Source organism: Methylobacterium sp. C1, assembly GCF_001854385.1.
Lineage (GTDB): Bacteria > Pseudomonadota > Alphaproteobacteria > Rhizobiales > Beijerinckiaceae > Methylobacterium > Methylobacterium radiotolerans.
In genome coordinates this window covers 5,063,122-5,087,493 of the sequence record NZ_CP017640.1, presented here as the reverse complement: position 1 = coordinate 5,087,493, position 24,372 = coordinate 5,063,122, and the positions used below count along the sequence as shown (strand labels likewise).

Annotated in this window: 23 protein-coding genes and 2 pseudogenes; 11 read left to right on the top strand and 14 right to left on the bottom strand. The window is 73.5% G+C overall.

Annotation, left to right across the window (positions count from 1 at the left end; genetic code table 11):
- Window positions 1-46 precede the first annotated feature (46 nt).
- On the top strand, window positions 47-1,573 hold the full coding sequence (locus tag BKE41_RS23550; protein ID WP_071000170.1) for an FAD-dependent monooxygenase: 1,527 nt from the start codon (window positions 47-49) through the stop codon (window positions 1,571-1,573).
- 9 nt (window positions 1,574-1,582) lie between these two features.
- Window positions 1,583-1,750, top strand: coding sequence for a hypothetical protein (locus BKE41_RS31755; RefSeq protein ID WP_164891351.1), 168 nt, complete (start codon window positions 1,583-1,585; stop codon window positions 1,748-1,750).
- A 3-nt stretch (window positions 1,751-1,753) separates the two neighbouring features.
- On the opposite strand, the gene msrA is transcribed toward BKE41_RS31755, so the two are convergent.
- The gene (msrA, locus tag BKE41_RS23545) at window positions 1,754-2,410 is read right to left on the bottom strand and encodes a peptide-methionine (S)-S-oxide reductase MsrA (protein WP_024828755.1); all 657 of its coding nucleotides are present in this window, start codon (window positions 2,408-2,410) and stop codon (window positions 1,754-1,756) included.
- A gap of 188 nt (window positions 2,411-2,598) precedes the next feature.
- On the opposite strand from msrA, the pseudogene BKE41_RS23540 reads away from it, so the two are divergent.
- A pseudogene (locus tag BKE41_RS23540) lies at window positions 2,599-3,081 on the top strand (PAS domain-containing protein); the annotation flags it as partial.
- 25 nt (window positions 3,082-3,106) lie between these two features.
- On the opposite strand, the gene BKE41_RS23535 reads toward BKE41_RS23540, so the two are convergent.
- Window positions 3,107-3,427 carry a hypothetical protein gene (locus tag BKE41_RS23535; RefSeq protein WP_012321429.1) on the bottom strand — a complete coding sequence of 107 codons (321 nt, stop codon included), beginning with the start codon at window positions 3,425-3,427 and terminating at the stop codon, window positions 3,107-3,109.
- Window positions 3,428-3,614: 187 nt separating this feature from the next.
- Here BKE41_RS23535 and BKE41_RS23530 point away from each other — a divergent pair, with 187 nt between their 5' ends.
- Together BKE41_RS23530 and BKE41_RS23525 are read left to right on the top strand one after the other, a co-directional pair.
- The gene (locus BKE41_RS23530; RefSeq protein WP_071000169.1) at window positions 3,615-4,292 is read left to right on the top strand and encodes an HAD family hydrolase; all 678 of its coding nucleotides are present in this window, start codon (window positions 3,615-3,617) and stop codon (window positions 4,290-4,292) included.
- A 408-nt stretch (window positions 4,293-4,700) separates the two neighbouring features.
- Window positions 4,701-4,988: a hypothetical protein gene (locus BKE41_RS23525; protein ID WP_029358695.1), complete on the top strand. Its 288-nt coding sequence runs from the start codon at window positions 4,701-4,703 to the stop codon at window positions 4,986-4,988.
- An 8-nt stretch (window positions 4,989-4,996) separates the two neighbouring features.
- Here BKE41_RS23525 and BKE41_RS23520 read toward each other — a convergent pair whose 3' ends face one another.
- The 4 genes and pseudogenes from BKE41_RS23520 to argH form a co-directional block, all read right to left on the bottom strand.
- Entirely contained in the window at window positions 4,997-5,722 is a 726-nt protein-coding gene (locus BKE41_RS23520) for a hypothetical protein (RefSeq protein WP_053621371.1), read from the bottom strand.
- A gap of 108 nt (window positions 5,723-5,830) precedes the next feature.
- Window positions 5,831-6,112, bottom strand: coding sequence for a hypothetical protein (locus tag BKE41_RS23515; protein WP_024828759.1), 282 nt, complete (start codon window positions 6,110-6,112; stop codon window positions 5,831-5,833).
- 148 nt (window positions 6,113-6,260) lie between these two features.
- A pseudogene (locus BKE41_RS23510) lies at window positions 6,261-6,544 on the bottom strand (AAA family ATPase); the annotation flags it as partial.
- Between the two features lie 135 nt (window positions 6,545-6,679).
- The gene (argH, locus tag BKE41_RS23505) at window positions 6,680-8,059 is read right to left on the bottom strand and encodes an argininosuccinate lyase (RefSeq protein WP_012321423.1); all 1,380 of its coding nucleotides are present in this window, start codon (window positions 8,057-8,059) and stop codon (window positions 6,680-6,682) included.
- A 42-nt stretch (window positions 8,060-8,101) separates the two neighbouring features.
- Here argH and BKE41_RS23500 point away from each other — a divergent pair, with 42 nt between their 5' ends.
- The 3 genes from BKE41_RS23500 to BKE41_RS23490 all read left to right on the top strand — a co-directional run bounded on the left by BKE41_RS23500 (window position 8,102) and on the right by BKE41_RS23490 (window position 11,840).
- Window positions 8,102-8,743 (top strand): TlpA disulfide reductase family protein, encoded by a 642-nt coding sequence (locus BKE41_RS23500; protein WP_012321422.1) that lies wholly within the window; start codon window positions 8,102-8,104, stop codon window positions 8,741-8,743.
- A gap of 65 nt (window positions 8,744-8,808) precedes the next feature.
- A complete protein-coding gene (gene nhaA, locus BKE41_RS23495) occupies window positions 8,809-10,011 on the top strand; it encodes a Na+/H+ antiporter NhaA (RefSeq protein ID WP_012321421.1) in 1,203 nt (400 codons plus the stop codon).
- Between the two features lie 71 nt (window positions 10,012-10,082).
- On the top strand, window positions 10,083-11,840 hold the full coding sequence (locus tag BKE41_RS23490; RefSeq protein ID WP_071000168.1) for a carbamoyltransferase C-terminal domain-containing protein: 1,758 nt from the start codon (window positions 10,083-10,085) through the stop codon (window positions 11,838-11,840).
- Between the two features lie 54 nt (window positions 11,841-11,894).
- On the opposite strand, the gene BKE41_RS23485 is transcribed toward BKE41_RS23490, so the two are convergent.
- The 4 genes from BKE41_RS23485 to BKE41_RS23470 form a co-directional block, all read right to left on the bottom strand.
- Window positions 11,895-12,254 (bottom strand): hypothetical protein, encoded by a 360-nt coding sequence (locus BKE41_RS23485; protein ID WP_046154864.1) that lies wholly within the window; start codon window positions 12,252-12,254, stop codon window positions 11,895-11,897.
- A gap of 180 nt (window positions 12,255-12,434) precedes the next feature.
- Entirely contained in the window at window positions 12,435-13,112 is a 678-nt protein-coding gene (locus BKE41_RS23480; protein ID WP_024828761.1) for a haloacid dehalogenase type II, read from the bottom strand.
- Window positions 13,113-13,183: 71 nt separating this feature from the next.
- Window positions 13,184-14,710 (bottom strand): murein biosynthesis integral membrane protein MurJ, encoded by a 1,527-nt coding sequence (gene murJ / locus BKE41_RS23475; protein WP_063110270.1) that lies wholly within the window; start codon window positions 14,708-14,710, stop codon window positions 13,184-13,186.
- A 200-nt stretch (window positions 14,711-14,910) separates the two neighbouring features.
- Entirely contained in the window at window positions 14,911-15,510 is a 600-nt protein-coding gene (locus tag BKE41_RS23470; protein WP_012321416.1) for a superoxide dismutase, read from the bottom strand.
- A 309-nt stretch (window positions 15,511-15,819) separates the two neighbouring features.
- On the opposite strand from BKE41_RS23470, the gene BKE41_RS23465 reads away from it, so the two are divergent.
- Window positions 15,820-16,668, top strand: coding sequence for a hypothetical protein (locus BKE41_RS23465; RefSeq protein WP_071000167.1), 849 nt, complete (start codon window positions 15,820-15,822; stop codon window positions 16,666-16,668).
- Between the two features lie 25 nt (window positions 16,669-16,693).
- Here the strand turns inward: BKE41_RS23465 and BKE41_RS23460 are convergent, their stop codons facing one another.
- From BKE41_RS23460 to BKE41_RS23445, 4 genes are all read right to left on the bottom strand, one after another.
- Window positions 16,694-18,409, bottom strand: coding sequence for an HWE histidine kinase domain-containing protein (locus BKE41_RS23460; protein ID WP_012321414.1), 1,716 nt, complete (start codon window positions 18,407-18,409; stop codon window positions 16,694-16,696).
- Window positions 18,410-18,580: 171 nt separating this feature from the next.
- Window positions 18,581-19,318 (bottom strand): tRNA (guanine(46)-N(7))-methyltransferase TrmB, encoded by a 738-nt coding sequence (locus tag BKE41_RS23455; RefSeq protein WP_024828763.1) that lies wholly within the window; start codon window positions 19,316-19,318, stop codon window positions 18,581-18,583.
- 312 nt (window positions 19,319-19,630) lie between these two features.
- Complete coding sequence (metK, locus tag BKE41_RS23450) at window positions 19,631-20,809, bottom strand: methionine adenosyltransferase (RefSeq protein ID WP_012321412.1); 1,179 nt, start codon at window positions 20,807-20,809, stop codon at window positions 19,631-19,633.
- A 176-nt stretch (window positions 20,810-20,985) separates the two neighbouring features.
- Window positions 20,986-21,393, bottom strand: coding sequence for a helix-turn-helix transcriptional regulator (locus BKE41_RS23445; protein ID WP_012321411.1), 408 nt, complete (start codon window positions 21,391-21,393; stop codon window positions 20,986-20,988).
- Between the two features lie 595 nt (window positions 21,394-21,988).
- Here BKE41_RS23445 and BKE41_RS23440 point away from each other — a divergent pair.
- Both BKE41_RS23440 and BKE41_RS23435 read left to right on the top strand, forming a co-directional pair.
- Entirely contained in the window at window positions 21,989-22,813 is an 825-nt protein-coding gene (locus BKE41_RS23440; protein ID WP_083374498.1) for a DNA-binding protein, read from the top strand.
- 5 nt (window positions 22,814-22,818) lie between these two features.
- A complete protein-coding gene (locus tag BKE41_RS23435; RefSeq protein ID WP_012321409.1) occupies window positions 22,819-24,303 on the top strand; it encodes a M48 family metalloprotease in 1,485 nt (494 codons plus the stop codon).
- Window positions 24,304-24,372: the final 69 nt, after the last annotated feature.

Here is a 24,372-nt window from a genome sequence, read left to right as displayed (position 1 = left end):
CATACCACATCGATTTATGGACTGAGTATATAAATGGATTGAGTCCATGGATCGGGCGATCGACGTCGTCGTGGCCGGAGCTGGGCCGGTCGGGCTCCTCACCGCCATCGAGCTGACCCTCGGGGGCGCGCGCGTCCGGGTGCTGGAGCGCCTCACCGCGCCGAGCACCACCCTCAAGGCGCTCGGGGTCGGCCCCCTGGGCGTCGAGGCGCTGCAGCGGCGGGGCATGGGCGCGGCGATCGAGGCCGCGGAGGCGCGGAGCCTGGCGGCGATGGACCGGGTGCCGGGGCAGGCCGGCGGCGGCCTGCGCGGCGCGAAGTTCAGCGGCCATTTCGGCTTCCTGTTCATCCGCCGCGACCCGCAGGCGGAGCCGGACCGGCGCATGCGCGCGGTCGATCAGCAGGGCCTCGAAGCCATGCTGATCGACCGCGCCGCGGCGCTCGGGGTCGACCTGCGCCGCGGCTGCACGCTCACGGGCTTCACGGAGGCGGCCGACGGTGTCGAGGTCACCTGGACCGCGCCCGCGGGCGACGGGCGGGTCCGCTGCGCCTATCTCGTCGGCTGCGACGGCGGCCGCAGCGCGGTCCGCAAGATGGCCGGCTTCGCGTTTCCCGGCACGCCGCCGACGCTCACCATGTACCAGGCGATCGCCGATCTCGACGATCCCGCCGGCGCGCTGCCGGTCGGCTGGCACCGCGGGCCGGGGGGCGTCTTCGGCCACGGGCCGTTCCCGCGCCGGCTGTTCATGCTGGATTTCAGCGGCCCGCCGGCCGACCGGCAGGCGCCCGTCACGCGCGACGAGATCGAGACCGTGCTGCGCCGGGTCAGCGGCACGGATATCCGCGTCGCGGGAGTCGAGGCCGCGAACCGGTGGGCCGACAACACGCGCCTCGTCGACACCTACCGCCGGGGCCGCGTGCTGCTGGCCGGCGACGCGGCGCATGTCCACGCGCCCTTCGGCGGCCAGGGCCTGAGCCTCGGCCTGGGCGACGCCGCCAATCTCGGCTGGAAGCTCGCCGCCGTGCTGCGCGGGGAGATGCCCGAGAGCCTGCTCGACACCTACACGGCCGAGCGGCGCCCGGTGGCCGAGGCCGTCACGGCCAACACCCGCGCCCAGGCGGCGATCCTGCGGCCCGATCCGCAATCGGGCGCGCTGCGCGACCTGATGGCGCGGCTCCTGGAGAGCGACGAGGTCAGCCGGATCCTCGGCAGCCTGATGCGCGGCCTGAGCGCCCGGTACGATCTCGGCTCGGCCGAGGACGCGGTCGGCCGGATGGCCGGCGACGGGCCGCTCGGCCCCGGCGGCGCGACGCTCTACGGGGCGATGCAGGACGGACGGGGCCTTCTCGTCGACGGCAGCGCCGACGGCGCGGCCTCCCGGATGGTCGCCGCGGCCACGGGGCGGGTGACCTGCGTCGCGGTCCCGGAGAGGCCCTCGATGCTGGTCCGTCCCGACGGCTGCATCGCCTGGACGGGCGCGGCGCACGCCCTCGACGGCCTGCGGGAGGCGGTGGGCCGCTGGTTCGGCCCGTCGCCGGGTGCGCCGCTCGGCGCGCCGGCCCCGATGTGCTAACGGCCCCGGATGCCCCGCTGGCTCTTCATCCTCCTCGCGACCGCCCTCGCGCTCTCGGTCCTCGGCAGCGTGCTGATCGTGCTGCGCAGCCCGAACAGCACGCCGCCCCTGCGGGGCAGCGCCGCCGGCGCCCCGGTGCCGGGCCCGCAGACGCGGCCCGACAGCCGGAGCCCGTGAGGTTCAGGCGGCGACGCCGGCTCCCACCGGGCAGCTGACGCCGGTGCCGCCCAGGCCGCAATAGCCGGCCGGGTTCTTCGCCAGGTACTGCTGGTGGTAGGCCTCCGCGAAGTAGAACTGCTCCAGCGGCCGGATCTCCGTGGTGACGTCGGGAAAGCCGCGCGCCCGGAGCGCCTCCGCGTAGGCGGCGCGCACGGACCGGGCCGCGGCGTCCTGGTCGGGGCCGACGGTGTAGATGCCCGAGCGGTACTGCGTGCCGACATCGTTGCCCTGGCGCATCCCCTGCGTCGGGTCGTGACTCTCGAAGAAGGTCCGCACCACCGCCTCCAGGGGCAGAACCGCCGGATCGAAGGCGACCAGCACCACCTCGTTGTGGCCGGTCCGGCCGGTGCAGACCTCCTCGTAGGTCGGGTTCGGGGTGTAGCCGCCGGCGTAGCCGACGGCCGTCACGAACACCCCCTCGGGCAGCTGCCAGAATCGACGCTCGGCGCCCCAGAAGCAGCCGAGCCCGAGCACGATCGTCCCGGTGCCCGGCGGATAGGGACCCTTGAGCGGGTTGCCGTTGACGACATGCGTCTCGGCGGTCGGGATCGGGGTCGGGCGTCCGGGCAGGGCGTCGGCCGGGGCCGGCATCGCGGGACGCTTGCGAAACAGGAACATCGGCTCGCCTTCCGGTCTCGGGCTCCGGCCCGATATGGAACGGCCGGGACCGCCGGGAAAGCGTTCGGCGCTCCGGCCGCCCTAAATCGAGCCGCGAGACTGGATCTCGCGGGCAAATTCCGGCTTGTTGCCCGGAGAGATACTGGTCGGATGGCCGCCCTGCGCGGCGTTATGAGGGGCTGATCCGGATGGAGACGGGCGGGACCGCCACGAGCCACGTGCCGGACGAGCTGAAGGCGGAGTCGCACCGGGGCGACCCCTTCGCGGCCGCCGTGCGGGCGACCCGGATGCCGATGATCATCACCGATCCGGCCCAGCACGACAATCCGATCGTCTTCGTGAACGACGCGTTCCTGAAGCTGACCGGCTACACCCGGATGGAGGTGGTCGGCCGCAACTGCCGCTTTCTGCAGGGGCCCGACACCGAGGCGGCGGCCGTGGACCGCCTCCGCGCGGCCATCCGGCGGGAGGAGGATATCCGGGTCGACCTCCTCAACTACCGCAAGGACGGCTCGACCTTCCAGAACGCCCTCTATGTCGGGCCGGTGCGGGACGAGGCGGGCCGGGTGGTCTACTTCTTCGCCTCGCAGCTCGACGTCAGCGAGCACTACGCGCTGACCGCCGAGATCGAGCGGCTGAAGGCCGCCCTGGCCGAGGCCGAGGCCAAGCTCGCGGCCCGCTAGGCCGCCCGGAGGATCAGGGCTTCGTCAGGAACCCGATCGGCTCGCGGCCCGGCTGGCCGAGCCAGAGCAGGACCGCGCCGAGCCCGAGGCCGATCAGGGAGGCCGGCGCCAGGGTGAGCGGCAGGCCCAGGATGTGCCAGAGCCAGGGCGCCGCCCCCTCCACGCTGCCCTGCAGGGCGCTGGCCTTGTCCTTGAACAGGATGGCGATCACGTCGGAGAGCGGCGTCACCCGCAGCCCGTTGTTGGCGATGGAGCGGGCGCCGTCGTAGACCAGCGCGACGAAGCCGCCGGCCATCAGCAGGAAGCCCAGGACGCGGGCCAGGAAGCGGAACATCGCGGGGCCTTCTGAGCCTTGCCTTACGGGCCGTGGGGGCCGGAGCGGCGCGCCCGCCCCGGGAGTATGGGGCCGCGCCGCAAGGTGCAAGCGCCCGGGGCGAGCGTCGATCCGCGCGGTTGCCGGGCCGTCGGGCCCGTGCCACAGGGTCGCCCGGCGGCGGCGGGCCGTGCGGGAACGGTCGACCTTGGACGCGCGCGCGACGAATCTCGGCCTCGTGATCTTCGATTGCGACGGCGTCCTGGTGGACAGCGAGCCGCTGAGCCTCGCCTGCCTGACGGCCGGGCTCAACCGGATCGGCGCGGACATCGACTTCGCCACCGTGCGGGCGCGCTTCACCGGCACCGCGATGCCCTCGATCATGGCGCACGTCGCCCGCGATTACGGCGTCACCGCCCCCGACGGCTTCGTCGAGGCGGTGAAGGCCGAGACCCTGGCGCTGTTCGACGCGGACCTGCGGGCGATGCGCGGCGTCGCCGAGGCGGTCGCCGCCGTGGGCCTGCCGGTCTGCGTCGCGTCGAGCAGCGACCCGGTTCGGCTGCGCCACTCCCTGACGCTGACCGGGCTCCTGCCCCTGTTCGGCGACCACGTCTTCTCCTCGGCGCAGGTGGCGCGGGGCAAGCCCTTCCCAGACCTGTTCCTGTTCGCCGCCGAGCGGATGGGCGTCGCCCCGGCGGCCTGCCTCGTGATCGAGGACAGCGTCCCCGGGGTCACGGCGGCCCGGAGTGCCGGCATGCGGGTCGCCGGCTTCACCGGCGGCGGCCACTGGGGACATGACCCGGCGGGCGCCGGGCTCGCGGAGGCCGGCGCGGCCCGGATCTTCTCCGACTTCTCCGACCTCGCCGCGGTGATCGCCGCGGCCTGAACGATCCGCCTCCCGGACGCGCGCCCGGAGCCGGCTTCCTGCCAGGCGGGCTCCGAAAATCGGAAGTCCGTTCCGTTGACGGTGCGCGGCGCCGCGCCCATTTTCAGGGGTGCCGGTCCGGCCGAGCCCCTTCGGGCGCTCGACGGGGCCGGCCGCGGTCATTTGAGAAGCGTAGCTTGCGCCGCGTGATCAAACGCTAAAGCACTGCGCCGGCCCCGCGCCGCGCGGTCCTTCAGTCTGGAGGACGTCCGATGGTCACTCGCACATCGTCCCTTCGATCCCTGCCCCCGATCGCCCCCTGCTGCTCCGCCGCCCGCCGGCGCTGTCGACGCTGAGCCCCGTCGAATCTCCGCAGCAGCCAACGCGATCCGGAACGGCGAGAAGCCGGCCCAGGGAGTTCCCAATCCGATGCACAGTCTCGCAGAGTACAAGCCCGAGAACCGTCCCGACCTCGCAGACCCGGTCCTCGGCCCGACCGAGCCCGCCCGGGTGATCGAGATCGGTGAGGTCACCGCCGGGATCGCCGTCCCGGAGGGGCGCGGCGTCCGGTTCTTCTCGTCCGCGCGCGATTTCGACGGGCTCGACGGCGCCGTGTTCCGCACGGCCGAGCAGGCGACACGCGCGGCCCGCGCGCGCATGAGCGCCCGGACGCGATCACCCGCCCGGGCGCACCGGCCCGCGCTGCGGCGGGCCTGACCCGCCCGCTACTTGCTGCACTCGTCGCGGGTGCGCTTCATGGCCTCCGCGAACCCGCCGAGCGCGTACTCGTCGCTCGTCGGGTTCCCGCGCAGCGAGGTGGTCTTGATGATCAGCTTCGGGTTGCGGGCGCTCATCTCGGAGACGACCCGCGCCTCCTCGGCGGGATTCTGCAGCCAGGCATTGCCGTCCTTCACCACGAGGCCGTAGCGGCTGGCGCCGAGGTTGAGGCTCGGGTCGGTCGGCGCGGCCGCGGAGCCGGGCTTGATCTGGGAGGCCGCGGGCTTCGACGGGAAGCCCAGCATCACCGCCACCTCGTTCTGGATGTTCTCGCCCCTGCGCACGCTCACGAACAGGTAGGCGGTGTCGCGCTTCAGGGTCTTGGGCGAGCGCGTCTGCGGCTGCGCGATCGCGTAGCAGAGCTTGTTGCGGCCGTCGCCGTTCACGAACACGTTCCAGTCGCCGAAGATCGCCACCGGCGTGGCCTGCTGCATCCCGGGCGGGGTCGCCGTCTTCTTCTCGGCGCGCTTGCTCCGCTCGCGGCCGTGCCGCCGCCCGCGCCGCGTCGGGGCCGCGTCGCCGCCCCCCGCGTCCTGGGCCGCCGCGTCCTGGGCGTGGGCCGCCGTCGCGACCAGGCAGGTCCCGCCGAGAACGCCCCCAACGAGGCCGGTAACCAGCCCGGAGGCGAGCAGGGCGAGAGCTCCGACCGGGAGCGAGCGGGGGACGCGGACCATCTTCACTTCCTGACGACGGGCGGCTCCGTCAGGAGCCGGACCGGGGTTCGGGATTAGTGAAGCTTGCGTAAAACGTCGGCAAGATGGCGAGGCGGGATCCGTCGACAATCAGACGGCGCGCGCTTCCGTCGCCCGGGCCGCGATGACGCCGGCCGGAACCGGCAGCGGCTCGGCCGCCGGGCCGGCGGGCACCGCGATCGCGTTCGGCTGGGCCGGCGCGGCGCGCTTGCGGGGCGGATCGTTGTAGGGGGTGTTGTAGCCCTTGCGCACGGCGGCCCAGTAGGCCTCGCGCGTCAGGCCCGAACCGGTCAGAGCGGCGTCGATCATCGCCGTGGCGTGCGCCGCGAAATCCGGCACATCCTCCGTGTTCAGCCAACTCTCGACAGGCATCCTGCGAACTCCGATCCAGACGGCGAAGCTTGTAGCTGAGCGGACTTAGCCAGACGGTGAACGCGCGGGCCGGTCGAGGGTTGCAATGCACAATTTTGAAGGGCCCTGTGGATGAGCGGGCGCCGCGATGCGGGCGGAGCGGCCCGCCTCACGCCCGGTGAACGACGCGGGTGAAGCCCTCCGCCGGGGCCGGCGGCACGAAGTAGCGGCTGAACAGGTCGAACTCCGCGTCCGTCACCGTGAAGGGATGGGCACCCGCGGGGTTCCGGAGGCGGAGGCGGGCCTGGCAGACCGCGTCGGGCACGTCGGGACGTGGAGCCGATGGGCGACGCCGGCCGCCTCGAACAGGGTCCGCATCCGGGCCCGGCTGGCGACGGTGTTGGCCGGGAAGTCCAGCACGACCGAGAGGCCGAGGCGCAGCAGCGCCACGAGCCGGGTTCCGAATTCGGCCGCGCCTCGCGGCCCCTGCGCCGTGAACCGGCAGGGTCATGGTCCCACCCTGCCATCCGCCGGGCGCCGCCGCCAAGGGCACCGGTCACCGAGGGCGCCGGTCGCCGAGGGCGCGGCTCAGCCCAGCCGCTCGATCCAGGCCTGCGCCTGGCGCCGGACGTTGTCGGGCGCGGTGCCGCCGTAGCTGGTGCGGCTCGCCACCGAGTTCTCGACCCCCAGCACCGCGTAGACCGCCTCGGTGATCCGCGGCTCCGCCTCCTGCATCTCGGGCAGCGACAGCGCCTCGAGCCCGACCCCCTTGGCCGAGGCGACGCCGACGAGGCGACCGGTGACGTGGTGCGCCTGCCGGAACGGCAGGCCGAGCTCGCGCACCAGCCAGTCGGCGAGGTCGGTGGCGGTGGCGTAGCCGGAGCCGGCGGCCCGGGCGAGCACCTCGGCGTTGGGCTCGAGGTCCTTCACCATGCCGGTCATGGCGGCGAGGCACAGGGACAGGGCCTGGAGGGCGTCGAACGTGCCCTCCTTGTCCTCCTGCATGTCCTTCGAATAGGCGAGCGGCAGGCCCTTCATGACGATGAGCAGGCCGGTGAGCGCGCCGATGATCCGGCCGCTCTTGGCCCGCACCAGCTCGGCGGCGTCGGGATTGCGCTTCTGCGGCATGATCGACGAGCCGGTGGTGAACCCGTCGGACAGCCGCACGAAGTTGAACTGGGCCGAGGTCCAGACCACCAGCTCCTCGGCGAAGCGCGACAGGTGCACGGCGCAGATCGAGGCCGCCGCCAGCGCCTCCAGGGCGAAGTCGCGGTCGGCGACCGAATCGAGCGAGTTGGCGGTCGGCCGGTCGAAGCCGAGGGCCGCTGCGGTGGCGTGCCGGTCGATCGGGAAGGAGGTGCCGGCCAGCGCCGCGGCGCCGAGCGGCGATTCGTTGAGCCGCGCCCGGGCGTCGCGGAACCGGCCGCGGTCGCGGGCCAGCATCTCGACATAGGCGAGGCAATGGTGGCCGAAGGTCACCGGCTGGGCCGATTGCAGATGGGTGAAGCCCGGCATCACCGTGTCGGCATGCTTCAGCGCCTTGTCGGCGAGTGCCCGCTGCAGGTCGGCGGCCTGCTGGTCGAGGGAATCGAGGGTGTCGCGCACCCAGAGCTTCATGTCGGTGGCGACCTGGTCGTTGCGCGAGCGCGCCGTGTGCAGGCGGCCGGCGGCCGGGCCGACGATCTCGGTCAGCCGGCTCTCCACCGACATGTGAATGTCCTCGAGCTCGCGCTTGAACGCGAAGGTCCCGGCCTCGATCTCGTCGCGCACGGACTTGAGCCCGGCCTCGATTGCGGCCACATCCTCCGCCGGCAGGATGCCGGCTTTGCCCAGCATCGCCACATGCGCCAGCGAGCCGCGGATGTCCTGGGGCGCGAGGCGCTTGTCGAATCCGATGGAGGCGTTGATCTCCTCCATGATCTCCGCCGGGCCGCTCGCGAAGCGGCCGCCCCACATCCGGTTGCTCATGTCGATCCTTCCGCGCCCTGAACGCCCCGGCAGGCAAAGCTGATGCCCGGCCGCACACCCATCCTGGCCGGCGCGGGCGTCGCCGCGCTCGCCGTCCTCGGGCTCGCCCTATACGGGAGCGGTCTCCTGCCCGGCAACACGGGCGGCGCCCTCCAGCCCTGCGCCGCCGCCAAGCCGGCTTTGGCCCGGGTCGATGCGGCGTCCAAGGGCGAGGTCGCCGCCATGCAGGCGCTGCCCCAGGCCCGGCCCGCCCCCGAAATCCGGTTCAAGGGCCCGGACGGCGCCGAGACCGGCCTCGCCGACCTCAAGGGCCGGCTGCTCCTCGTCAATCTCTGGGCGACGTGGTGCGCGCCCTGCAAGGCCGAGATGCCCGCCCTCGACCGGCTCCAGGCGCAGCTCGGCGGACCCGACTTCCAGGTCGTCGCCATCAACGTCGACACGCGCAACCTCGAGAAGCCGCCGGAATGGCTGAAGCAGGCGGGCATCCACGACCTCGCCTACTACGCCGATCCCGGCGGCCGCGTGCTGCCGATCCTCCAGCGCGACACGCAGTCGCCCGGCCTGCCGACCACGATGCTGGTCGACGCGCAGGGCTGCACGATCGGGGTGATGAAGGGGCCGGCCGCGTGGTCGAGCCCGGACGGGCTGGCGCTGATCCGCGCGGCCCTGGGGCGGACGTCGTAGGGCTTCGAGCGGGACTTCGGCCAGTCGCTTGCGCGTCCCCGCGATGCGCGGCAAGGCCTGCCGCGATGACGTCGCCCACCCCCGACAGCCCCCCGCCGCGGCGCGGCCCGCGCCCCCTCTCGATCATCCGCACGCTGCTCGCCGGCGAGGCGGCGGGCGGGCTGATCCTGATGGCGGCGGCGGCCCTGGCGCTGGTGGTCGCCAACGGCCCGCTGGCCGGGACCTACGCGCACGCCCTCCACGCCGAACTCGGCCCGTTGAGCGTCCAGCACTGGATCAACGACGGCCTGATGGCCGGCTTCTTCCTGCTGGTCGGGCTGGAGATCAAGCGCGAGGCGCTGGACGGGCGGCTGCGCACCTGGCCCGACCGGGTCCTGCCCGGCTTCGCGGCGCTCGGCGGCATGGCGGTTCCGGCCGCGTTCTACGCGCTCGCCAACCTCGGCGCCGGCACCCTGCGGGGCTGGGCTATTCCCGCGGCCACCGACATCGCCTTCGCGCTGGGCGTCCTGGCGCTCCTCGGGTCGCGGGTGCCGGTCTCCCTCAAGATCTTCCTCAGCGCGGTCGCCATCGTCGACGACCTCGGCGCCGTCGTGGTGATCGCGCTGTTCTACAGCTCCGGCCTCGACCTCGCCGCGCTGGGGCTCGCCGCCCTGGTGCTGGCCGGCCTCTACGGCCTCAACCGGGCGGGGATCGGGTGGCTTCCGGCCTACGGGCTCCTCGGCCTCGTGCTCTGGGTCCTCGTGCTGCGCTCCGGGATCCACGCGACGATCGCGGGCGTGCTGCTCGCGCTCACCGTCCCGATCCGGGTCAGCCCGGGCCGGCCGGAGGACGCGCACTCGCCCCTGCACCGGCTGGAGCACGCCCTCGCGCCCTGGATCACCTACGGGGTGGTGCCGGTCTTCGGCTTCGCCAATGCGGGCGTGGACCTCTCCGGCCTCACCCCCGAGGCCCTGCTCCAGCCGGTGACGCTCGGCATCGCGGCGGGCCTGTTCCTGGGCAAGCAGGCCGGCGTGTTCGCGAGCCTGCGGCTGGCGGTGGCGCTGGGATGGGCCAAGCGCCCGGCCGGGGCCGGCTGGGGCCAGGTCTACGGGGTCGCGGTGCTGTGCGGCATCGGCTTCACCATGAGCCTGTTCATCGGCGGCCTCGCCTTCCCGGACCCGCAGCACGAGACCGCCGTGAAGCTCGGCGTGCTCGCGGGCTCGGCCCTGTCGGGACTCGCCGGCGCGGCGATCCTTCTCGTCACGAAGCGCCGCGCCACCCCGCACTAGCGGGCGGCTGTCGGCACCTCTCACACGTGCCGGGCTCCGTCCGGCGCGAAAATGCGCTAGGCCGCGTCGACATGCGCTTCTATCTCGGCCTCGCCACCACCTTCCACGACCCGGCCGTCGCCCTGGTCGGGCCCGACGGCACCCTGCTCTTCGCCGAGGCGGCGGAGCGCGCCCTGCAGTACAAGCGCGCGCCGAACTGCGAGCCGGACCCCCCGGCCGTGATGGCGGCGCTGCTGAAGGCGCACGTCCCGCCGGGCTCCGAGCTCGTCGTCGCCTCCACCTGGGGCCCGCAATTCACCGACTTCCTGCGGGGCCAGGCCGGCGCCGGGGCCTTCGACCTCATGGCGCTCTCGGCCCACACCACGGCGCTCAACCGCTCCTACGTGCCCGAGCAGGCCGAGCGGGTGTTCATCGCCGACCTCCACGGCGCGCAGGAGCGGGCCGGCCACGGCACACTGCTGGCCCTGAACCAGGAGGCGCGGATCACCGGCGCGGCGCCCCGGGCGACCGTCGCCGGGCAGCGGCGCTACCCGCACCACCTGTGCCACGCCGCCTACGGCCTGTGGGGCAGCCCGTTCGAGACGGCCACCGCCCTGGTGGTCGACGGCATGGGCGAGACCGGCGCGGCGGCGATCTACCGCCTGGAGGGCGGCCGGATCACGGAGCTGCGCCGCCACCGCGGGCGCGGCTCGCTGGGCTTTCTGTACGGGCTGATCACCGACCTCGCCGGCTTCGACCAGGTGAAGGGCGAGGAGTGGAAGATCATGGGGCTCGCCCCCTACGGCCGTCCCGACCCGGACCTCGCCGCCCTGCTCGGCCGGCTCTGCACGGTCGAGGGCCACCGCCTGCGCTACGCCGACGCGGAGACGATCCGGGCGGTCGCCGCGGAGATCCGCGCCCGCCGCCCCGCGGATGCCCTGGAGGCGGGCTGGGCCGACCTCGCCCGCTGCGGCCAGGACCTGTTCGCGACGCTGATGGACGCGCTGGTGGCGGAGGCCCGCGCGCTGGCGCCGTCCGAGAACCTCGTGATCGCGGGCGGCTGCGGGCTCAACTCCTCCTACAACGGCCGGGTGCTCGGCCGGTCCGGCTTCACCCGGCTGCACGTGCCCTCGGCCCCGGCGGACGACGGCAACGCGGTCGGCGCGGCGTGGCTCGCCTACGCGGAGGACCATCCGGACTGGGCCGGGCCGCCGCCGGCGCAGCGCCCGCTCTCCCCCTATCTGGGCTCCCGGGTCCCGACCGGCGCGATGGAGCGGCTCGCCGAGCAGGAGCCGCGGGCCAAGCGCGTCGGCCACGCGGAGGCGACGCGCGCGGCGGCGCGGATCCTGGCCGAGGGCGGCCTCGTCGGCTGGGTGCAGGGCCGCGCGGAGTTCGGGCCCCGGGCGCTCGGCAACCGGTCGATCCTGGCCGATCCGCGGCCGGAGGGCGCCAAGGACGCGCTCAACGCCAAGGTGAAGTACCGGGAGGCGTTCCGGCCGTTCGCGCCGTCGATCCTGGCGGAGGCCGGGCCGGACTGGTTCGAGGATTACGCCGACAGCCCCTACATGGAGCGCACCCTGGTCTGGCGCGCGGCGGTCCGCGGCCGCGTCCCGGCGGTGGTCCACGCGGACGGCACCGGCCGGCTCCAGAGCGTCACGGCGGAGCGGAATCCGGCCTACGCGGCCCTGATCGGCGCCTTCGCGGAGATCACCGGCGTGCCGATCCTGCTCAACACGAGCTTCAACGTGATGGGCAAGCCGATCCTCCACGGCGCGGAGGACGCGATCCTGATGTTCTACACCACCGGCCTCGACGCCCTCGTGGTCGAGGATTGGCTGGTCGTGAAATGAGACGCGCCGCGCCCCCGGGGGACGCGGCGCCGATTCGATACCCGCGGTAGCGACTTACTCGCAGACCTCGACGCGGCGGTAGGTGAACTCGCCGTCGCCGAGCCACTCCTTGCGGCGCTCGTAGTGGCAGATCGGGCCGCGGCGCTCGCGCACCACGATGGTCTCGGGCTCCTCGACCACGACGCGGCGCGGGCGGTACTCCGGCGGCGGCGGCGGGGGCGGCGGGTTCGCGCCGTTGACGAGGGCGCTACCGACCATGCCGCCGACGACGCCGGCCGCGAGGCCGCCGACGATGGCACCGGTCTGGTCGCGGGCGGCGGCCGGGGCGACCGCCCCGAGCACCAGGGTCGCCGCGAGGGCTGCGGCCCCAGCGCGGATCGTCGTGAAGGAACCGTTCAAGGACACGCGAAACATCTCCCGTTCGTGTTGAGGATGATCCAACACCGGGAGGATTAAGAATCCGCGAAGTGGGCCAATTGAATTGTGTGCCGGATAAGGCGGCCCGCGGTCGCTCCAGCCTGAGGCGGGACGCTGCCGTGGCGACGTCCCGACGCCGGCCGCGTCTCGGATCGGGGACGCTCAGCGGACAGCCCGTCAGAGCAGCCCGTCGAGGGACCCGACCACGACCGTGGGCGCGAGGTCGGCATACTCGTCGGGCAGCCCCTTGCGGTTGACCCAGGCGGTCCGGAAGCCGAAGGCCCCTGCCCCCGCCACGTCCCAGCGGTTCGACGAGCAGAACAGCACGTCGCCCTGCCCCACCGCCAGCCGGGTCAGGGCGATCCGGTAGGCGTCGGGATGGGTCTTGAACACCTGCGCGTCGTCCACCGAGAGGACCGCGTCGAGGTGGTCGGCGAGCCCGGCCGAGGCGACCGCCCGGTCGACCATGGCGGCGTTGCCGTTGGTGAGGACGGCGGTGCGGATGCCGCGCTTGCGCAGGGCCGCCAGCACGCCCGGGACCTCCGGGTAGGCCTCGAGGTCGCGGTAGGCGTCGAGGAGCCGCTCGCGCAGGCCGGGATCGACGTTCGGGTGGATCGCCAGGGCATAGTCGAGGGCCCGCACGGTGAGGTCCCAGAAGGCGGCGTACTGGCCCATCAGCGACAGAGTCCAGCTGTACTCGAGCTGCTTGTTGCGCCAGACCTCGGAGAGGTGGGCGGCGTCCGGCCCCACCGCCTCGGCGTAGCGCTGGACCGCGGCATTCACGTCGAACAGCGTGCCGTAGGCGTCGAACACCGCGGCCTTCACGCCCGCGAGGGGTTTTGCTGCGTCGGTCATGGCGTTCCTCACTGGGTGCTCTCGCCCGATCTGGGGCCGGACCCGCGCGGCGGCGAGTCCGGCCGGGTCATTCAGGCCCGGCGCAGGCGCAGGCCGAACAGGTGCAGCAGGCCCGCCAGCAGGCCGCCGTAGACTAGGGCACCGGCGAGCCCCAGCACCGCCAGGACGACGAGGTCGCGCCCGTGCGGGAGGGCCGGCACCAGCGCCTGGACGAGCCCCTGGCCGTAGACGGCGACCGCCGCCAGCCCGAGGCAGGCCAGCGCCACCCCGGCGACGGTGAGGCCGAGCGCGCGCCCCGGCGCCGTCCAGTCCCGGCGCTTGGCCAGGACGAGCAACAGCAGCAGGTTCACCCACTGGGCGACCGCGGTGGCGAGCGCGAGGCCGGTCACGCCGTAGGGGCCGGTGAGCCACAGCTTCAGGGCGACGTTGACGCCGATCGCGGTCAGCGAGGCCCAGAGCGGCGTCTTGGTGTCCTGGCGGGCGTAGAAGCTCGCCACGGCGCTGCGCACCAGCACGACCGCCGGCAGGGCGAAGCCGTAGGCCGCCAGCACCGAGGCCGCCCGCGCCGTGTCCTCGGCGCTGAAGGCGCCGCGCTGGAACAGCGCCGCCATGATCAGGCCCGGGATGGTCAGGAACGCGACGGCGAACGGCGCCGAGAGGGCCAGGGAGAAGCCCGCGGCCCGGTTCTGCGCCGCGTGGGCGCCCGCCACGTCGCCGGCCGCGATCCGGCGGCTCATCTCCGGCAGCAGCACCGTGCCGGCCGCGATGGCGATGACCCCGAAGGGCAGCTGGTAGAGCCGGTCGGCGTAGTAGAGCGCCGAGACCGCCCCGGTCGGCAGCCAGCTCGCGATGATCGTGTCGGCGAAGGCCGCGATCTGGAAGCCGGCCGAGCCGACCACCGCCGGCCCGAGCACGACGAAGAAGCGCTTGAGCGCGGGATCGAGGCGCGGCACCGCGAGGTCCGGCATCACGCGGACCCGGCGGCAGCCCCACCACAGCAGGCCGAACTGGAGCACGCCCGAGACCGCGACGCCCCAGGCGGCGGCGTAGGCCGCGTTCGGGAACAGGAAACTCACGCTCAAGGCCGCCAGCATGGCGAGGTTGAGCAGGACCGGAGCGCCCGCCGCCACGGCGAAGTGCCGGTGGGCGTTCAGGATGCCCGACAGCAGCGTCACCAGCGTCATGAACAGCAGGTACGGGAAGGTGATGCGGGTCAGCGCCACGGCGAGCTGGAAGCGCTCGCCATCCTCCGCGAAGCCCGGCGCCAGGGCGTGGACCACCCAGGGCATGGCCGGCAGGGCGAGGTTGAGCAGCACGAGCTGCACGATCAGCATCAGGGTGAAGACCCGGTCGGCGAAGCGGTGCGCCGCCCCGGGCTCGCCGGCCTCCGCGAGCCCGGCATAGGCCGGCACGAAGGCGGTGTTGAACGCGCCCTCGCCGAAGATCGCGCGGAAATGGTTCGGGAGCCGGAAGGCGACCACGAAGGCGTCGGCCAGGGGCCCGGCGCCCATGACGGCGGCCATCACCACGTCGCGGGCGAAGCCGGTGACGCGCGAGACCAGGGTCCAGCCGCCGACGGACAGGATGGAGCGGATCATCGGGCGGGGCGCTCGCCCACCCCCTCGCCCCTCAGCGGGGGCGGGCGGGAGCACGGTCGAAGCGTCGCGCGTGTCGATCGAAAGGAAATGGCCGGACCCTTCCGCACCGGGTCATCCGGCGTCGGGCGCATCAAGAGCCGGTTTCGTGCGCCACCTCAAGGGTGCCGCGGACACAGGGACCGCGGCACCGGCGATACGCCTCAGCGGGTCGCCTCGGCGTACATCTTCTCCACGTGCTCCCAGTTCACGAGGTTCTCGATGAACGCCTTCAGGTAGTCGGGCCGGCGGTTGCGGTAGTCGATGTAGTAGGAGTGCTCCCACACGTCGACGCCGAGGATCGGCTGAGCGCCGTGGACCAGCGGGTTCTCGCCGTTCGGGGTCTTCATGATCGCGAGCTTGCCGTCCTTGACGGCGAGCCACGCCCAGCCCGAGCCGAACTGGCCGACGCCCGCCTGGATGAAGTCCGCCTTGAACTTCTCGGCGCCGCCGAGATCCTCGTCGATCTTCTTGGCGAGGGCGCCGGGGATCGCGCCGCCGCCGTTCGGCTTCATCCACTGCCAGAAGTGGATGTGGTTGTAGTGCTGGCCGGCGTTGTTGAAGAGCGGCTGATTCGTGTTGTAGGCGGCCTTGACGATCTCCTCGACGCTCTTGCCCTGGAGATCCGTGCCCTCAAGCAGCTTGTTGCCCGTGTCGACATAGGCCTTGTGGTGCTTGTCGTGGTGGAACTCGAGGGTCTCCTTCGACATGTACGGCCCCAGCGCGTCGTAGGCGTAGGGCAGTTCCGGCAGGGTGAAGGTCATCGCGTCTATCTCCGCTTAGCAGGGGGCGGCCTCGTCCCCGGCGGGGGCTCCCGAGTCGAGAGCCCGCTAGGTAAGTCGGTGGCCGCGGGACGGCAACGCCGTTCCGCCACGGCGGCGCGGGAAGTTCCGCCGACCCGCTGATCCGGGCGCGGATCCGCGGGTCGGCCGTCCCGGGCATAGCCGGCGCAGATCCGGACTATTCCGGTTTCCCGGACATCTCGGCCCCGAGTTTTGCAATATGACGGCTAGGCCTTACTGTGCGGCACGCCTTGAGCGCCGGCCGTCAGCCGGCCCGTGTCAGAGAGTAACATGATCGCTGCGCTGTTCGCGCTCGCCGCCGCCATGATCATCGGGGGCTGCGCCGCCGTGATCCAGGGCTTCCCGTACGTGCGTCTGGAGAGCGGACTCGCGATGGTGATCGCGGGCTCGGTCGCGGCCTCGTCGGGCGCGGTGCTGCTCGGCCTCGGCGTCGTGGCGCTCGGTTTCCGGCGGGTGGAGCGGGCGTTCGGGCGCGCCCCGGCGGCCGGCGAGCGGCCGGCCCCCGCCGCGGCGCCGGCCCCGGCCCCCGTCGACGAGGCCCGGACCCGGCTGCCGCCGGTCCTGCCGGCGGCGCCCGCCTTCATCGTGCCCTCGGTGGTCGAGCCGTCCTTCGATCCCGAGCGGCCCCGGATCGAGCCGAGCCTGGAACTCCGCCCGGACGAGGCCCGCGCCCCCTTCCCGGAACTCGGCGCGGTCGAGTCCCCGAAGCCGGCCCCGGCCGAGCCGGCGCCCGTGGCCCCGCCCGTCCGCGTTCCGGAGGCGGATCGCCGGCCCGAGCCGGACGCGCCGACCGAGCGCGCGATCGCGCCCGAGGACGACCTGTTCGCCGCCCCCGAGCCGCCTCCGCCCCCGCTGGAGGAGCCCGGGAAGGCCGCCGCGGAGGAGCCGCCGGCCCTGCGCCCGAGCCTCGACACGCCCCCCGAGCCCGAGCCGGCCCCGCAGGCCGCCCCGCGCACCGTGGTGGGGCGCTACGCCTCGGGCGGCAACACCTACGTGATGTTCGAGGACGGCTCGATCGAGGCGGAGACGCCGCAGGGCCGCTTCACCTTCGCGTCCCTCGACGAGCTGAAGGCCTTCGTGGACGGCGGCGGCGAGTCCGGGGCCCGCGGCGCGGCCTGAACCCGCCCTGAGGGCGGCCGCGGCCTCACACCAGCGGGTTGAGGCTGTCGTTGCGCGGCGGGATCGGGGCCCGCATGGTCAGGGAGAAGCCCCCGGGGGCGTAGTCGGTGGTCACCTCGGCCTGGACCTGGGTGATCAGGACGCGCTGCAGCAGGCGCGAGCCGAAGCCCTGGCGGCTCGGCGGCGCGACCGGAGGGCCGCCGGTCTCGCGCCATGAGAACCGCAGGATCCCGGCCGGCCCCCCGGGCTCCAGGGACCATTCCACCGCCACCCGGCCGGTGCGGTTCGACAGGGCCCCGTACTTCGCCGCGTTGGTGGTGAGTTCGTGGATCGCCATGCCGATCGGCACCGCGATCTCGGACGGCAGGTCGATCGCCGGCCCGTCGAGGCTGATGCGGCCCTCGGCGCCGCCGTCCGGCGCCACCTCCGCGTAGGGCTTCAGCTCGTTGCGCAGGAGGTTGGCCAGCGACGCCGTCTGCCACGTGTCCTCGGTGAGGACCGAGTGCGTGTGCGCCAGGGATTTGATGCGCCCGACGAACGCCTCGTAGAAGCTCTCGATGCTCGACGCCGTCCGCGCGGTGGAGCCCACGATGGCCTGGACCGTGGCCAGCGTGTTCTTCACCCGGTGGTGGAGCTCGCGGATCAGCAGGCTCTGGCGCTCCTCCGCGACCCGGCGGTCGGTCACGTCCGCGACGACGCCGATCAGGCGGCGGGGCAGGCGGCCGGGGGCGTCGCGCTCGAACCGGCCGGCCATGTCGATCGTGCGCCACACGCCGTCGGACTTGCGGCGGATCCGGCCGCTGATGTGCAGATCCCCGTCCTCCCGCAGCGCCTGGGAGATCGCCCGGCGGACGGCGGGGCGGTCGTCGGGGTGGAGGATGTCGTTGAGGAACTCGTTCTTGCCGATCGTGCCGTCCTCGGGCGCGTGCCCGAAGATCTCGTACATGTGCTCGTTCTCCCAGATCGCCTGGTCCTCGAGCATGTGCCACTCGAAGATGCCGAGCCGGGCGACCGTGGTGGCGACCCGCAGGCGCTGGTCGCGGGACAGGATCTCGTCCCGGGCCTCGACCCGCGTGGTGATGTCCTGGAGGATGCCGACCATACCGGCCGGCGTGCCGTCGGGGCCCGGCACGGCCTGCCCCCGGACCCGCAGGATCACGGTCCGTCCGGCCACCGTGGTGGCCGTGTCGAACTGATAGGGCTCGTCGGTCCCGTCCGCCTCGGCGATCAGCGCGCGCAGGCGCGCGAGTTCCGCCTGCGACAGGCCCGTCTTCAATTCCTCCCACGAGACGGACCGGCCCGGCGGCCGCCCGAGGATGCGGGCGGCGCGGCGCGACAGGGTGAGGAGGCCGGTCGCGCGGTCCCAGCGCCATTCCCCGAGCCCGGCGGCCGCCAGGGCCTCGCGGTTCGCCTCGGAATGGGCCGCCGCGTCCACGTCGACCGCCTCGACCACCAGGGTCCGGCCCGCGCGCCGGACCCGCACGTCGAGGGGTGCCCCGTCCGCCCGGCGCCAGACCTGGAGACCGTCCCGGAGGCCGTCGGGCCCCTCGTTCAGGAGTTCGGCGGCCGCCCGCCCGGACAGCGTGCCCGGCGGCCAGCCGACGAGATCGTGCAGGGCGCGGTTGGCGGCGACGATCCCCGCCCCGTCCGCCGACAGCACGGCGAGGCCGATCGCGGCCTCGTCGAAGCCGGCGCGAAACGGGTCCTCCGCCGCCGGGTCCTGCCCCACCCTCTCATTCACTCGGAAGAATCCTCGAACGTGCCGTGGCACGCTCCCGCCGGAGATGGCCCCCTCCCGCCACGATCCGGGACCGCGGCGAGCCCTGAGGATGGCGCCCGAGCGTGACCGTGGCAAGGCGTTCCGCTCCGCCTGCGGCGACCGGGCACCCGCGCGACCCGCCCGCGCGGGCCGTCACCGGGGGCGGCGGACGAATTCCAGGTAGGTCGGCCGGCGGCCCGCTTCCAGCGCCTTGGCCTCGTAGCGCGTGCCGGGCCAGCCCGGGAAAGGCCGCGTCCAGTCCCGCGCGTCCCGCGCCGTCCAGGCGAGGACCGGGCACCGCGCGGCCCGGACCAGCGTCCAGCCGGCATAGTCGTCGATGTCGCTGGCGAAGCGGAACAGGCCCCCGTCCTTCAGGACCCGGCCGATCTCGGCGAGGGAGGCGTCGGAGACGAACCGGCGCTTGCGCTGCCGCCGCTTGGGCCAGGGATCGGGATAGAGCAGGTAGACCCGGTCGAGGCAGGCATCCGGCAGGCGCGCCAGCAGGGCGGTCACGTCCTCGTCGCGGATGCGGACGTTGCGCAGCCCCTGCGCCTCGACGGCCGCCAGCAGCTTGACCACGCCGTTGACGAAGGGCTCGGCACCGATGATGCCGATATCCGGCCGCGCGGCCGCCTGGGCGGCGAGGTGCTCGCCGCCGCCGAAGCCGATCTCCAGCCAGAGCGCCTCGGGCGGCGCCGGCATGGCCGGGAACAGCGCGCGCGGATCGAGGATCGCCTCGCCCGGCGGCAGGTCGACCCGCAGGGCCGGCAGCAATTCGGCGAGCCGGCGCTCCTGCTGCCCGCGCAGGCGCTTGCCCTTGCGCCGCCCGAAGAAGGCGCGCTCCGGCTCCTCGGCCGGGTGCTCGGGGCGTCCAGGGGTGTCGGTGTCCACCGGCTCAGTCTACCTCGGAGATGCGACGCGGCCCGCGTCCCGGCGGGCCACGCGGAGCGTCGGCGGGACGCCAACCGGGACACCGCGCCCGACGTGCCGCGACCTGATGCGCACGCGCGGCACCCGCGCGCGGGCGCCATCGCGTCGGACGCGCCGCGGCGCCCAGCGCCGGATGCCGGATCGCGGGCGCCGCTGGTTTCCGGAACGGAACCGGGCGGCGCTCAGCGCACCGCCCGCCCCGCGTTCACGTCGCCCCGGCGCGCCGCCGATCTCCGGCCAGCGCGTCGGCCCGGGGCCGCGCGGAGGCCGCCCTCAGGCCAGCGCCGACTTCAGCTTGCCGGCGAGGTCGGTGCGCTCCCACGAGAAGCCGCCGTCGGCCTCGGGGGCGCGGCCGAAATGGCCGTAGGCCGAGGTGCGCGCGTAGATCGGCTTGTTCAGGCTGAGCGCCGTACGGATGCCGCGGGGCGACAGGTCCATGGCGTCCATCAGCACGGCCTCGAGCTTGGCCTCGTCGACCGTGCCGGTGCCGTGCAGGTCCACGTAGATCGAGAGTGGCTTCGAGACGCCGATCGCGTAGGCGAGCTGGATCGTGGCGCGGCTGGCGAGGCCCGCGGCCACCACGTTCTTGGCGAGGTAGCGCGCCGCGTAGGCCGCCGAGCGGTCGACCTTCGTCGGGTCCTTGCCGGAGAACGCGCCGCCGCCGTGCGGGGCCGCGCCGCCGTAGGTGTCGACGATGATCTTGCGGCCGGTGAGGCCGGCATCGCCGTCCGGGCCGCCGATCACGAACTTGCCGGTCGGGTTCACGTGCCAGACCGTGCCCTCGTTGACCCAGCCCTGCGGCAGCGCCTTCAGGATGTAGGGCTCGACGATGGCGCGCACGTCCGCGGAGTCGAGGGACTCGTCGAGGTGCTGGGTCGACAGCACGATCTGGGTGACCTCGACCGGGCGGCCGTTCTCGTAGCGGACCGTGACCTGGCTCTTGGCGTCGGGGCCGAGCTTGGCGGCGTCGCCCTGCCTCGCCTTGCGGGCGTCGGCGAGGTCCTTGAGGATCTTGTGGGCGTAGAAGATCGGCGCCGGCATCAGCTCGGGCGTCTCGTCGGCGGCGTAGCCGAACATGATGCCCTGGTCGCCCGCGCCCTCGTCCTTGTTGCCGGCCGCGTCCACGCCCTGGGCGATGTCGGCCGACTGGGCGTGCAGGTGGATCGCGACGTCGTTGTTCTTCCAGTGGAAGCCCGACTGCTCGTAGCCGATGTCCTTCACGGCCTCGCGGGTCAGGGCCTCGAGGTCCTTGAAGGTCACCGAATCGGGTCCGCGCACCTCGCCGGCGATGACGATGCGGTTGGTCGTGGCGAGCGTCTCGACGCCGAGCCGCGCCTCCGGCATCGCCGCGAGGTAGGCGTCGACCACGGTGTCCGAGATCCTGTCGCAGACCTTGTCGGGGTGTCCCTCGGACACGGACTCGCTGGTGAACAGGTAGTTGGAACGCGGCATCGGACGGCCTCGGCTGCAGAGGTACGCCGTCGCGATCGCGGCGTTTGACCCTTCATGGGGCCGGGGTTCTCGCACCCGACCGGGAGGCGGTCAAGATGGAGGAACGAACGGATCCGCTATAACGGACGAAGCGACCGGAAGAACGATCGAACCGGCCCGCGGGGATCGCCGCCGGCTCAGCCGCCGAGCTTGCTCTCGAGCGCCCGGATCGCGTCGGCCACGTCGCGGCGCGCCTCCTCGGAGAAGTTCTCGGTGATGTGGCGGCCCACGACTTCCGCCAACCCCTTCAACCCGGCTTCCGACAGGGTGGACTGCTCGCGCTCGCTGAAGCCCGGGGCGATGAAGTCATCGTTCCGGGGCATTCCTTTGAAGAAGTAATCCATCGGCACGCCGGTCATCCGCGAGAAGATATCGAGATGGACGGCGCTGATCCGGTTGGTACCCTTCTCGTATTTCTGGAGCTGAGCTGCAGACATACCGAAGCTCTGCGCGACGCGGCGCTGTGTGAGCGATGCCTTCCGGCGCTGCTCGGCGATGCGTTGCCCGACATAGACGTCGCGCTGATCGGTCTTCTGGCCCGCCATGAAGTGCTCGTCCACCCCCCGCCATGAATCCTGGCGGCAAAGCTTAGCGCGGCCCTCGGTACTTGTCACCGGCAGGCGCCCGACGTGGTGGACGATTTGCTCACGGCTCTGCAACCGCGAGATCTGCGAGATGAGACAACTTGGTGTCCCCGGCAGGGCTCGAACCTGCGACCCCAGGTTTCATACCACTTCGGCTTTCGCCGCCGCGTCCCGAAGGTCCGCGTTCGTGGCCTGGACTATCCCTTCACCGTGGGCCGGATTGCATCCGACCGTTAGGTGCCGCCCGTCTAGTCTCTACACCTTCCCGCAGAACGCCGGGGCGCCGCGCGGGCTTGGCTCGGGATCGGCAGAGCATCGGACGGCGGCGCGTCGATGCCGGAAGCTTTCCCCGACTTTGAGCGGATCCGCCGCGCGGTTTCCCGGCGCGACGCCCAATTGAAGCTTCTAGGAAACCTGTGCTCTGTCCAGCTGAGCTACGGAGACGACCGCGCGCTCCATAGCATTCTCGCCGGCCGAGGCCAACCGCGCCCGGTGGAGAGGCGCGGTGTCGGGGCCTGCGATCTCGGGGGAATCGATGCGCGGGAGCGCGGCGGTCATGCGGGCAGCCTCGCTGGCGGCCCTGATGGCGGCGTCGCTCGCCGCGGTGCCGATTCGTCCGGCACGCGCCGCGCCGGGGGCCGGCCCGTCCGACTGCGCGACCGGGCCGGCGCGCGACGAGGTCGTGGCCGGGATCGGGCCCCGGGGCGAGATCCGCCTGGTCTCGGGCCTCCGCGCGGTGTTGGACTCGCTGCGCTGGCCGGACGCGCCGGAGGCCGAAGCCGCGGCGCTGGCCTGGCTCGAGCCCCGGCGGGGCGCCCGCGTCACGGTGGTTCCCCGCGGGCAGCCCGACCGGTGGGATCGCGTGCGGGCCGATCTCCTGGCCGCGGAGGACGACGCGGACCTGGCGGGCGGCCTCATCGCGGCCGGGCTCGCCTACGCGGACGCGAACGAGGCCGATTCGCTCTGCCGGCCCGGCCTGCGCCTCGTGGAGGCGGCCGCCCGGGCGCGCGGGCTCGGTCTCTGGAGCGTCGCGCTCCCGGCGGCGCGGGACGGTCCGGCGCTCCGGGCGCGGGCCGGGCGCTTCGTCGTCGCGGAGGGCCGGATCCGCCACGTCGGCGAGCGCGGCGCGCGCACCTATCTCGATTTCGCGGCCCGCGGCACGGACGGCCTCACGGTGACGGTATCGAAACGCACTTGGCGAATGATGCGCGCCCGTGGTTTGAGTGCGGCCTCGCTCGAAGGCCGGCGCGTGCGGGTGCGCGGCCTCCTGGAGGTCCGGCGCGGCCCGACCCTGGAGGTCGCCCTCGACGGGCTCGAGACGCTCGGGGAGACGGACCGGCCGGAGGCCGATTCGGACGGGGAACGGGGATTGCGGCGCTGATCGCGATGGGCGGGATCACGGGGCACATCATCGCGGGGCGGACCCGCGCGGCGGGCCGGCGCGCCCTCGGCGCGGCGGCGCTGGGCGGCCTCGCCCTGCTGCTCGGCGCCTGCGTCGCCGACCAGACCGAGGCGACCGTGCGGCCGGCCGTGGTGCGGGTGCCCGCGGAGGCGCCGCGCACCACCGGCCGCGAGCGCGCCGCGGATGCCGACCACCTCAAGCTCGTGGCCTCCTTCGGGGGCGAGGCCCGGGCCCCCAACGTCACGCGGATGCTGACCGAGGTGACCGACCGCCTCGTGAAGGCGAGCGACCGGCCCGACCAGGCCTACACGGTGACGCTCCTCGACTCGCCGGTGGTCAACGCCTTCGCGCTGCCGAACGGGCGGCTCTACGTCACCCGCGGCCTCGTGGCCCTGGCGAGCGACACCTCCGAGGTGGCGGCCGTGCTGGCCCACGAGATGGCCCACGTGACCCTCAACCACGCCACCGCCCGCAGCGAGCTCGAGCTGCGCTCGGCGCTCGTCAGCCGCGTCGTGGCCGACGTGCTGAACGACCCCGATACCGGCGCGCAGCTGCAGAGCCAGTCGCGCTTCGCGCTCGCCCGGTTCTCCCGCGAGCAGGAGCTGGAGGCCGACGCCACCGGCGTGCGCACCCTCGCCAAGGCCGGCTACGATCCGTTCGCGGCCGGGCGCTTCCTCGCCGCGCTCAACCGCTCGACGGGGCTGAAGTCCGGCAGCGCCGGCGCGCCCGACATGCTGGCGACCCACCCGGGCACGGCCGAGCGCATCAATCAGGTCACCCGGGCGGCCCGCCGCATCGGCGCGCCGGGCATCGGCACCGACGACCGCGCCGCCTACCTCGCGGCGGTGGACGGGCTCGCCTACGGCGACAACCCGCGCGACGGCGCGGTGCGCGGGCACCGCTTCATCCATCCCGGCCTCGGCATCGCCTTCGAGGTGCCGGAGGGCTTCACCCTGGAGAACACCCGCTCGGCGGTGCTCGGGACCACCCAGGACGGCGGCCGGCGCCTGCTGTTCGATCAGATCGAGGCGAAGGACGGCCAGCCCCTCGAGGCGGTGCTTAAGGCGAGCTGGAACGACGCCTTCGACCCGGCCGGCTTCGAGACCCGGGACGTCGCCGGCCACCCGGCGGCCTTCGCGCTGTCGCGGGGGAAGGAGTGGACCTTCCGCCTCGCGGCCATCCGGATCGGGGACTCGACCTACCGGATGATCATGGCCGCCAAGGGCGCCACCGACCCCGACCCGGCCTTCCGCCGCTGGACCGCGACCCTGGTCGCGGTCGCGCCCGACGAGGCGGTCCTGCGCCCCCTGCGGCTGCAGGTGGTCCAGGCCGCCTCGACCAGCGCCGAGGACCTCGCCCGCCGCATGGCGGTGCCCGACCGGGCGCTCGACCGGTTCCTCGTCCTCAACGGGCTGGAGCGGGGCGCCGCGCTGGTGCCGGGACGCGGCTACAAGATCGTCGTGGAATAGCCGCCCTGCGCGCCCGCGCCTTGTGCCGGCGCGGGGCCCGGACATCCTGCCCGCGTCGTTCAGGGAGAG

Bases quoted from the DNA above. Each gene is read 5' to 3' on its own strand.
- BKE41_RS23480 (WP_024828761.1), bottom strand. From the start codon at position 13,112: ATGACCGACGCAGCAAAACCCCTCGCGGGCGTGAAGGCCGCGGTGTTC.
- BKE41_RS23525 (WP_029358695.1), top strand. From the start codon at position 4,701: ATGCACAGTCTCGCAGAGTACAAGCCCGAGAACCGTCCCGACCTCGCA.
- BKE41_RS23445 (WP_012321411.1), bottom strand. From the start codon at position 21,393: ATGGCGGGCCAGAAGACCGATCAGCGCGACGTCTATGTCGGGCAACGC.
- murJ (WP_063110270.1), bottom strand. From the start codon at position 14,710: ATGATCCGCTCCATCCTGTCCGTCGGCGGCTGGACCCTGGTCTCGCGC.
- BKE41_RS23485 (WP_046154864.1), bottom strand. From the start codon at position 12,254: ATGTTTCGCGTGTCCTTGAACGGTTCCTTCACGACGATCCGCGCTGGG.
- argH (WP_012321423.1), bottom strand. From the start codon at position 8,059: ATGAGCAACCGGATGTGGGGCGGCCGCTTCGCGAGCGGCCCGGCGGAG.
- BKE41_RS23500 (WP_012321422.1), top strand. From the start codon at position 8,102: ATGCCCGGCCGCACACCCATCCTGGCCGGCGCGGGCGTCGCCGCGCTC.
- BKE41_RS23520 (WP_053621371.1), bottom strand. From the start codon at position 5,722: ATGGTCCGCGTCCCCCGCTCGCTCCCGGTCGGAGCTCTCGCCCTGCTC.
- msrA (WP_024828755.1), bottom strand. From the start codon at position 2,410: ATGTTCCTGTTTCGCAAGCGTCCCGCGATGCCGGCCCCGGCCGACGCC.
- BKE41_RS23515 (WP_024828759.1), bottom strand. From the start codon at position 6,112: ATGCCTGTCGAGAGTTGGCTGAACACGGAGGATGTGCCGGATTTCGCG.
- metK (WP_012321412.1), bottom strand. From the start codon at position 20,809: ATGCCGCGTTCCAACTACCTGTTCACCAGCGAGTCCGTGTCCGAGGGA.
- nhaA (WP_012321421.1), top strand. From the start codon at position 8,809: ATGACGTCGCCCACCCCCGACAGCCCCCCGCCGCGGCGCGGCCCGCGC.
- BKE41_RS31755 (WP_164891351.1), top strand. From the start codon at position 1,583: ATGCCCCGCTGGCTCTTCATCCTCCTCGCGACCGCCCTCGCGCTCTCG.
- BKE41_RS23490 (WP_071000168.1), top strand. From the start codon at position 10,083: ATGCGCTTCTATCTCGGCCTCGCCACCACCTTCCACGACCCGGCCGTC.
- BKE41_RS23440 (WP_083374498.1), top strand. From the start codon at position 21,989: ATGCGGGCAGCCTCGCTGGCGGCCCTGATGGCGGCGTCGCTCGCCGCG.
- BKE41_RS23535 (WP_012321429.1), bottom strand. From the start codon at position 3,427: ATGTTCCGCTTCCTGGCCCGCGTCCTGGGCTTCCTGCTGATGGCCGGC.
- BKE41_RS23550 (WP_071000170.1), top strand. From the start codon at position 47: ATGGATCGGGCGATCGACGTCGTCGTGGCCGGAGCTGGGCCGGTCGGG.
- BKE41_RS23435 (WP_012321409.1), top strand. From the start codon at position 22,819: ATGGGCGGGATCACGGGGCACATCATCGCGGGGCGGACCCGCGCGGCG.
- BKE41_RS23470 (WP_012321416.1), bottom strand. From the start codon at position 15,510: ATGACCTTCACCCTGCCGGAACTGCCCTACGCCTACGACGCGCTGGGG.
- BKE41_RS23465 (WP_071000167.1), top strand. From the start codon at position 15,820: ATGATCGCTGCGCTGTTCGCGCTCGCCGCCGCCATGATCATCGGGGGC.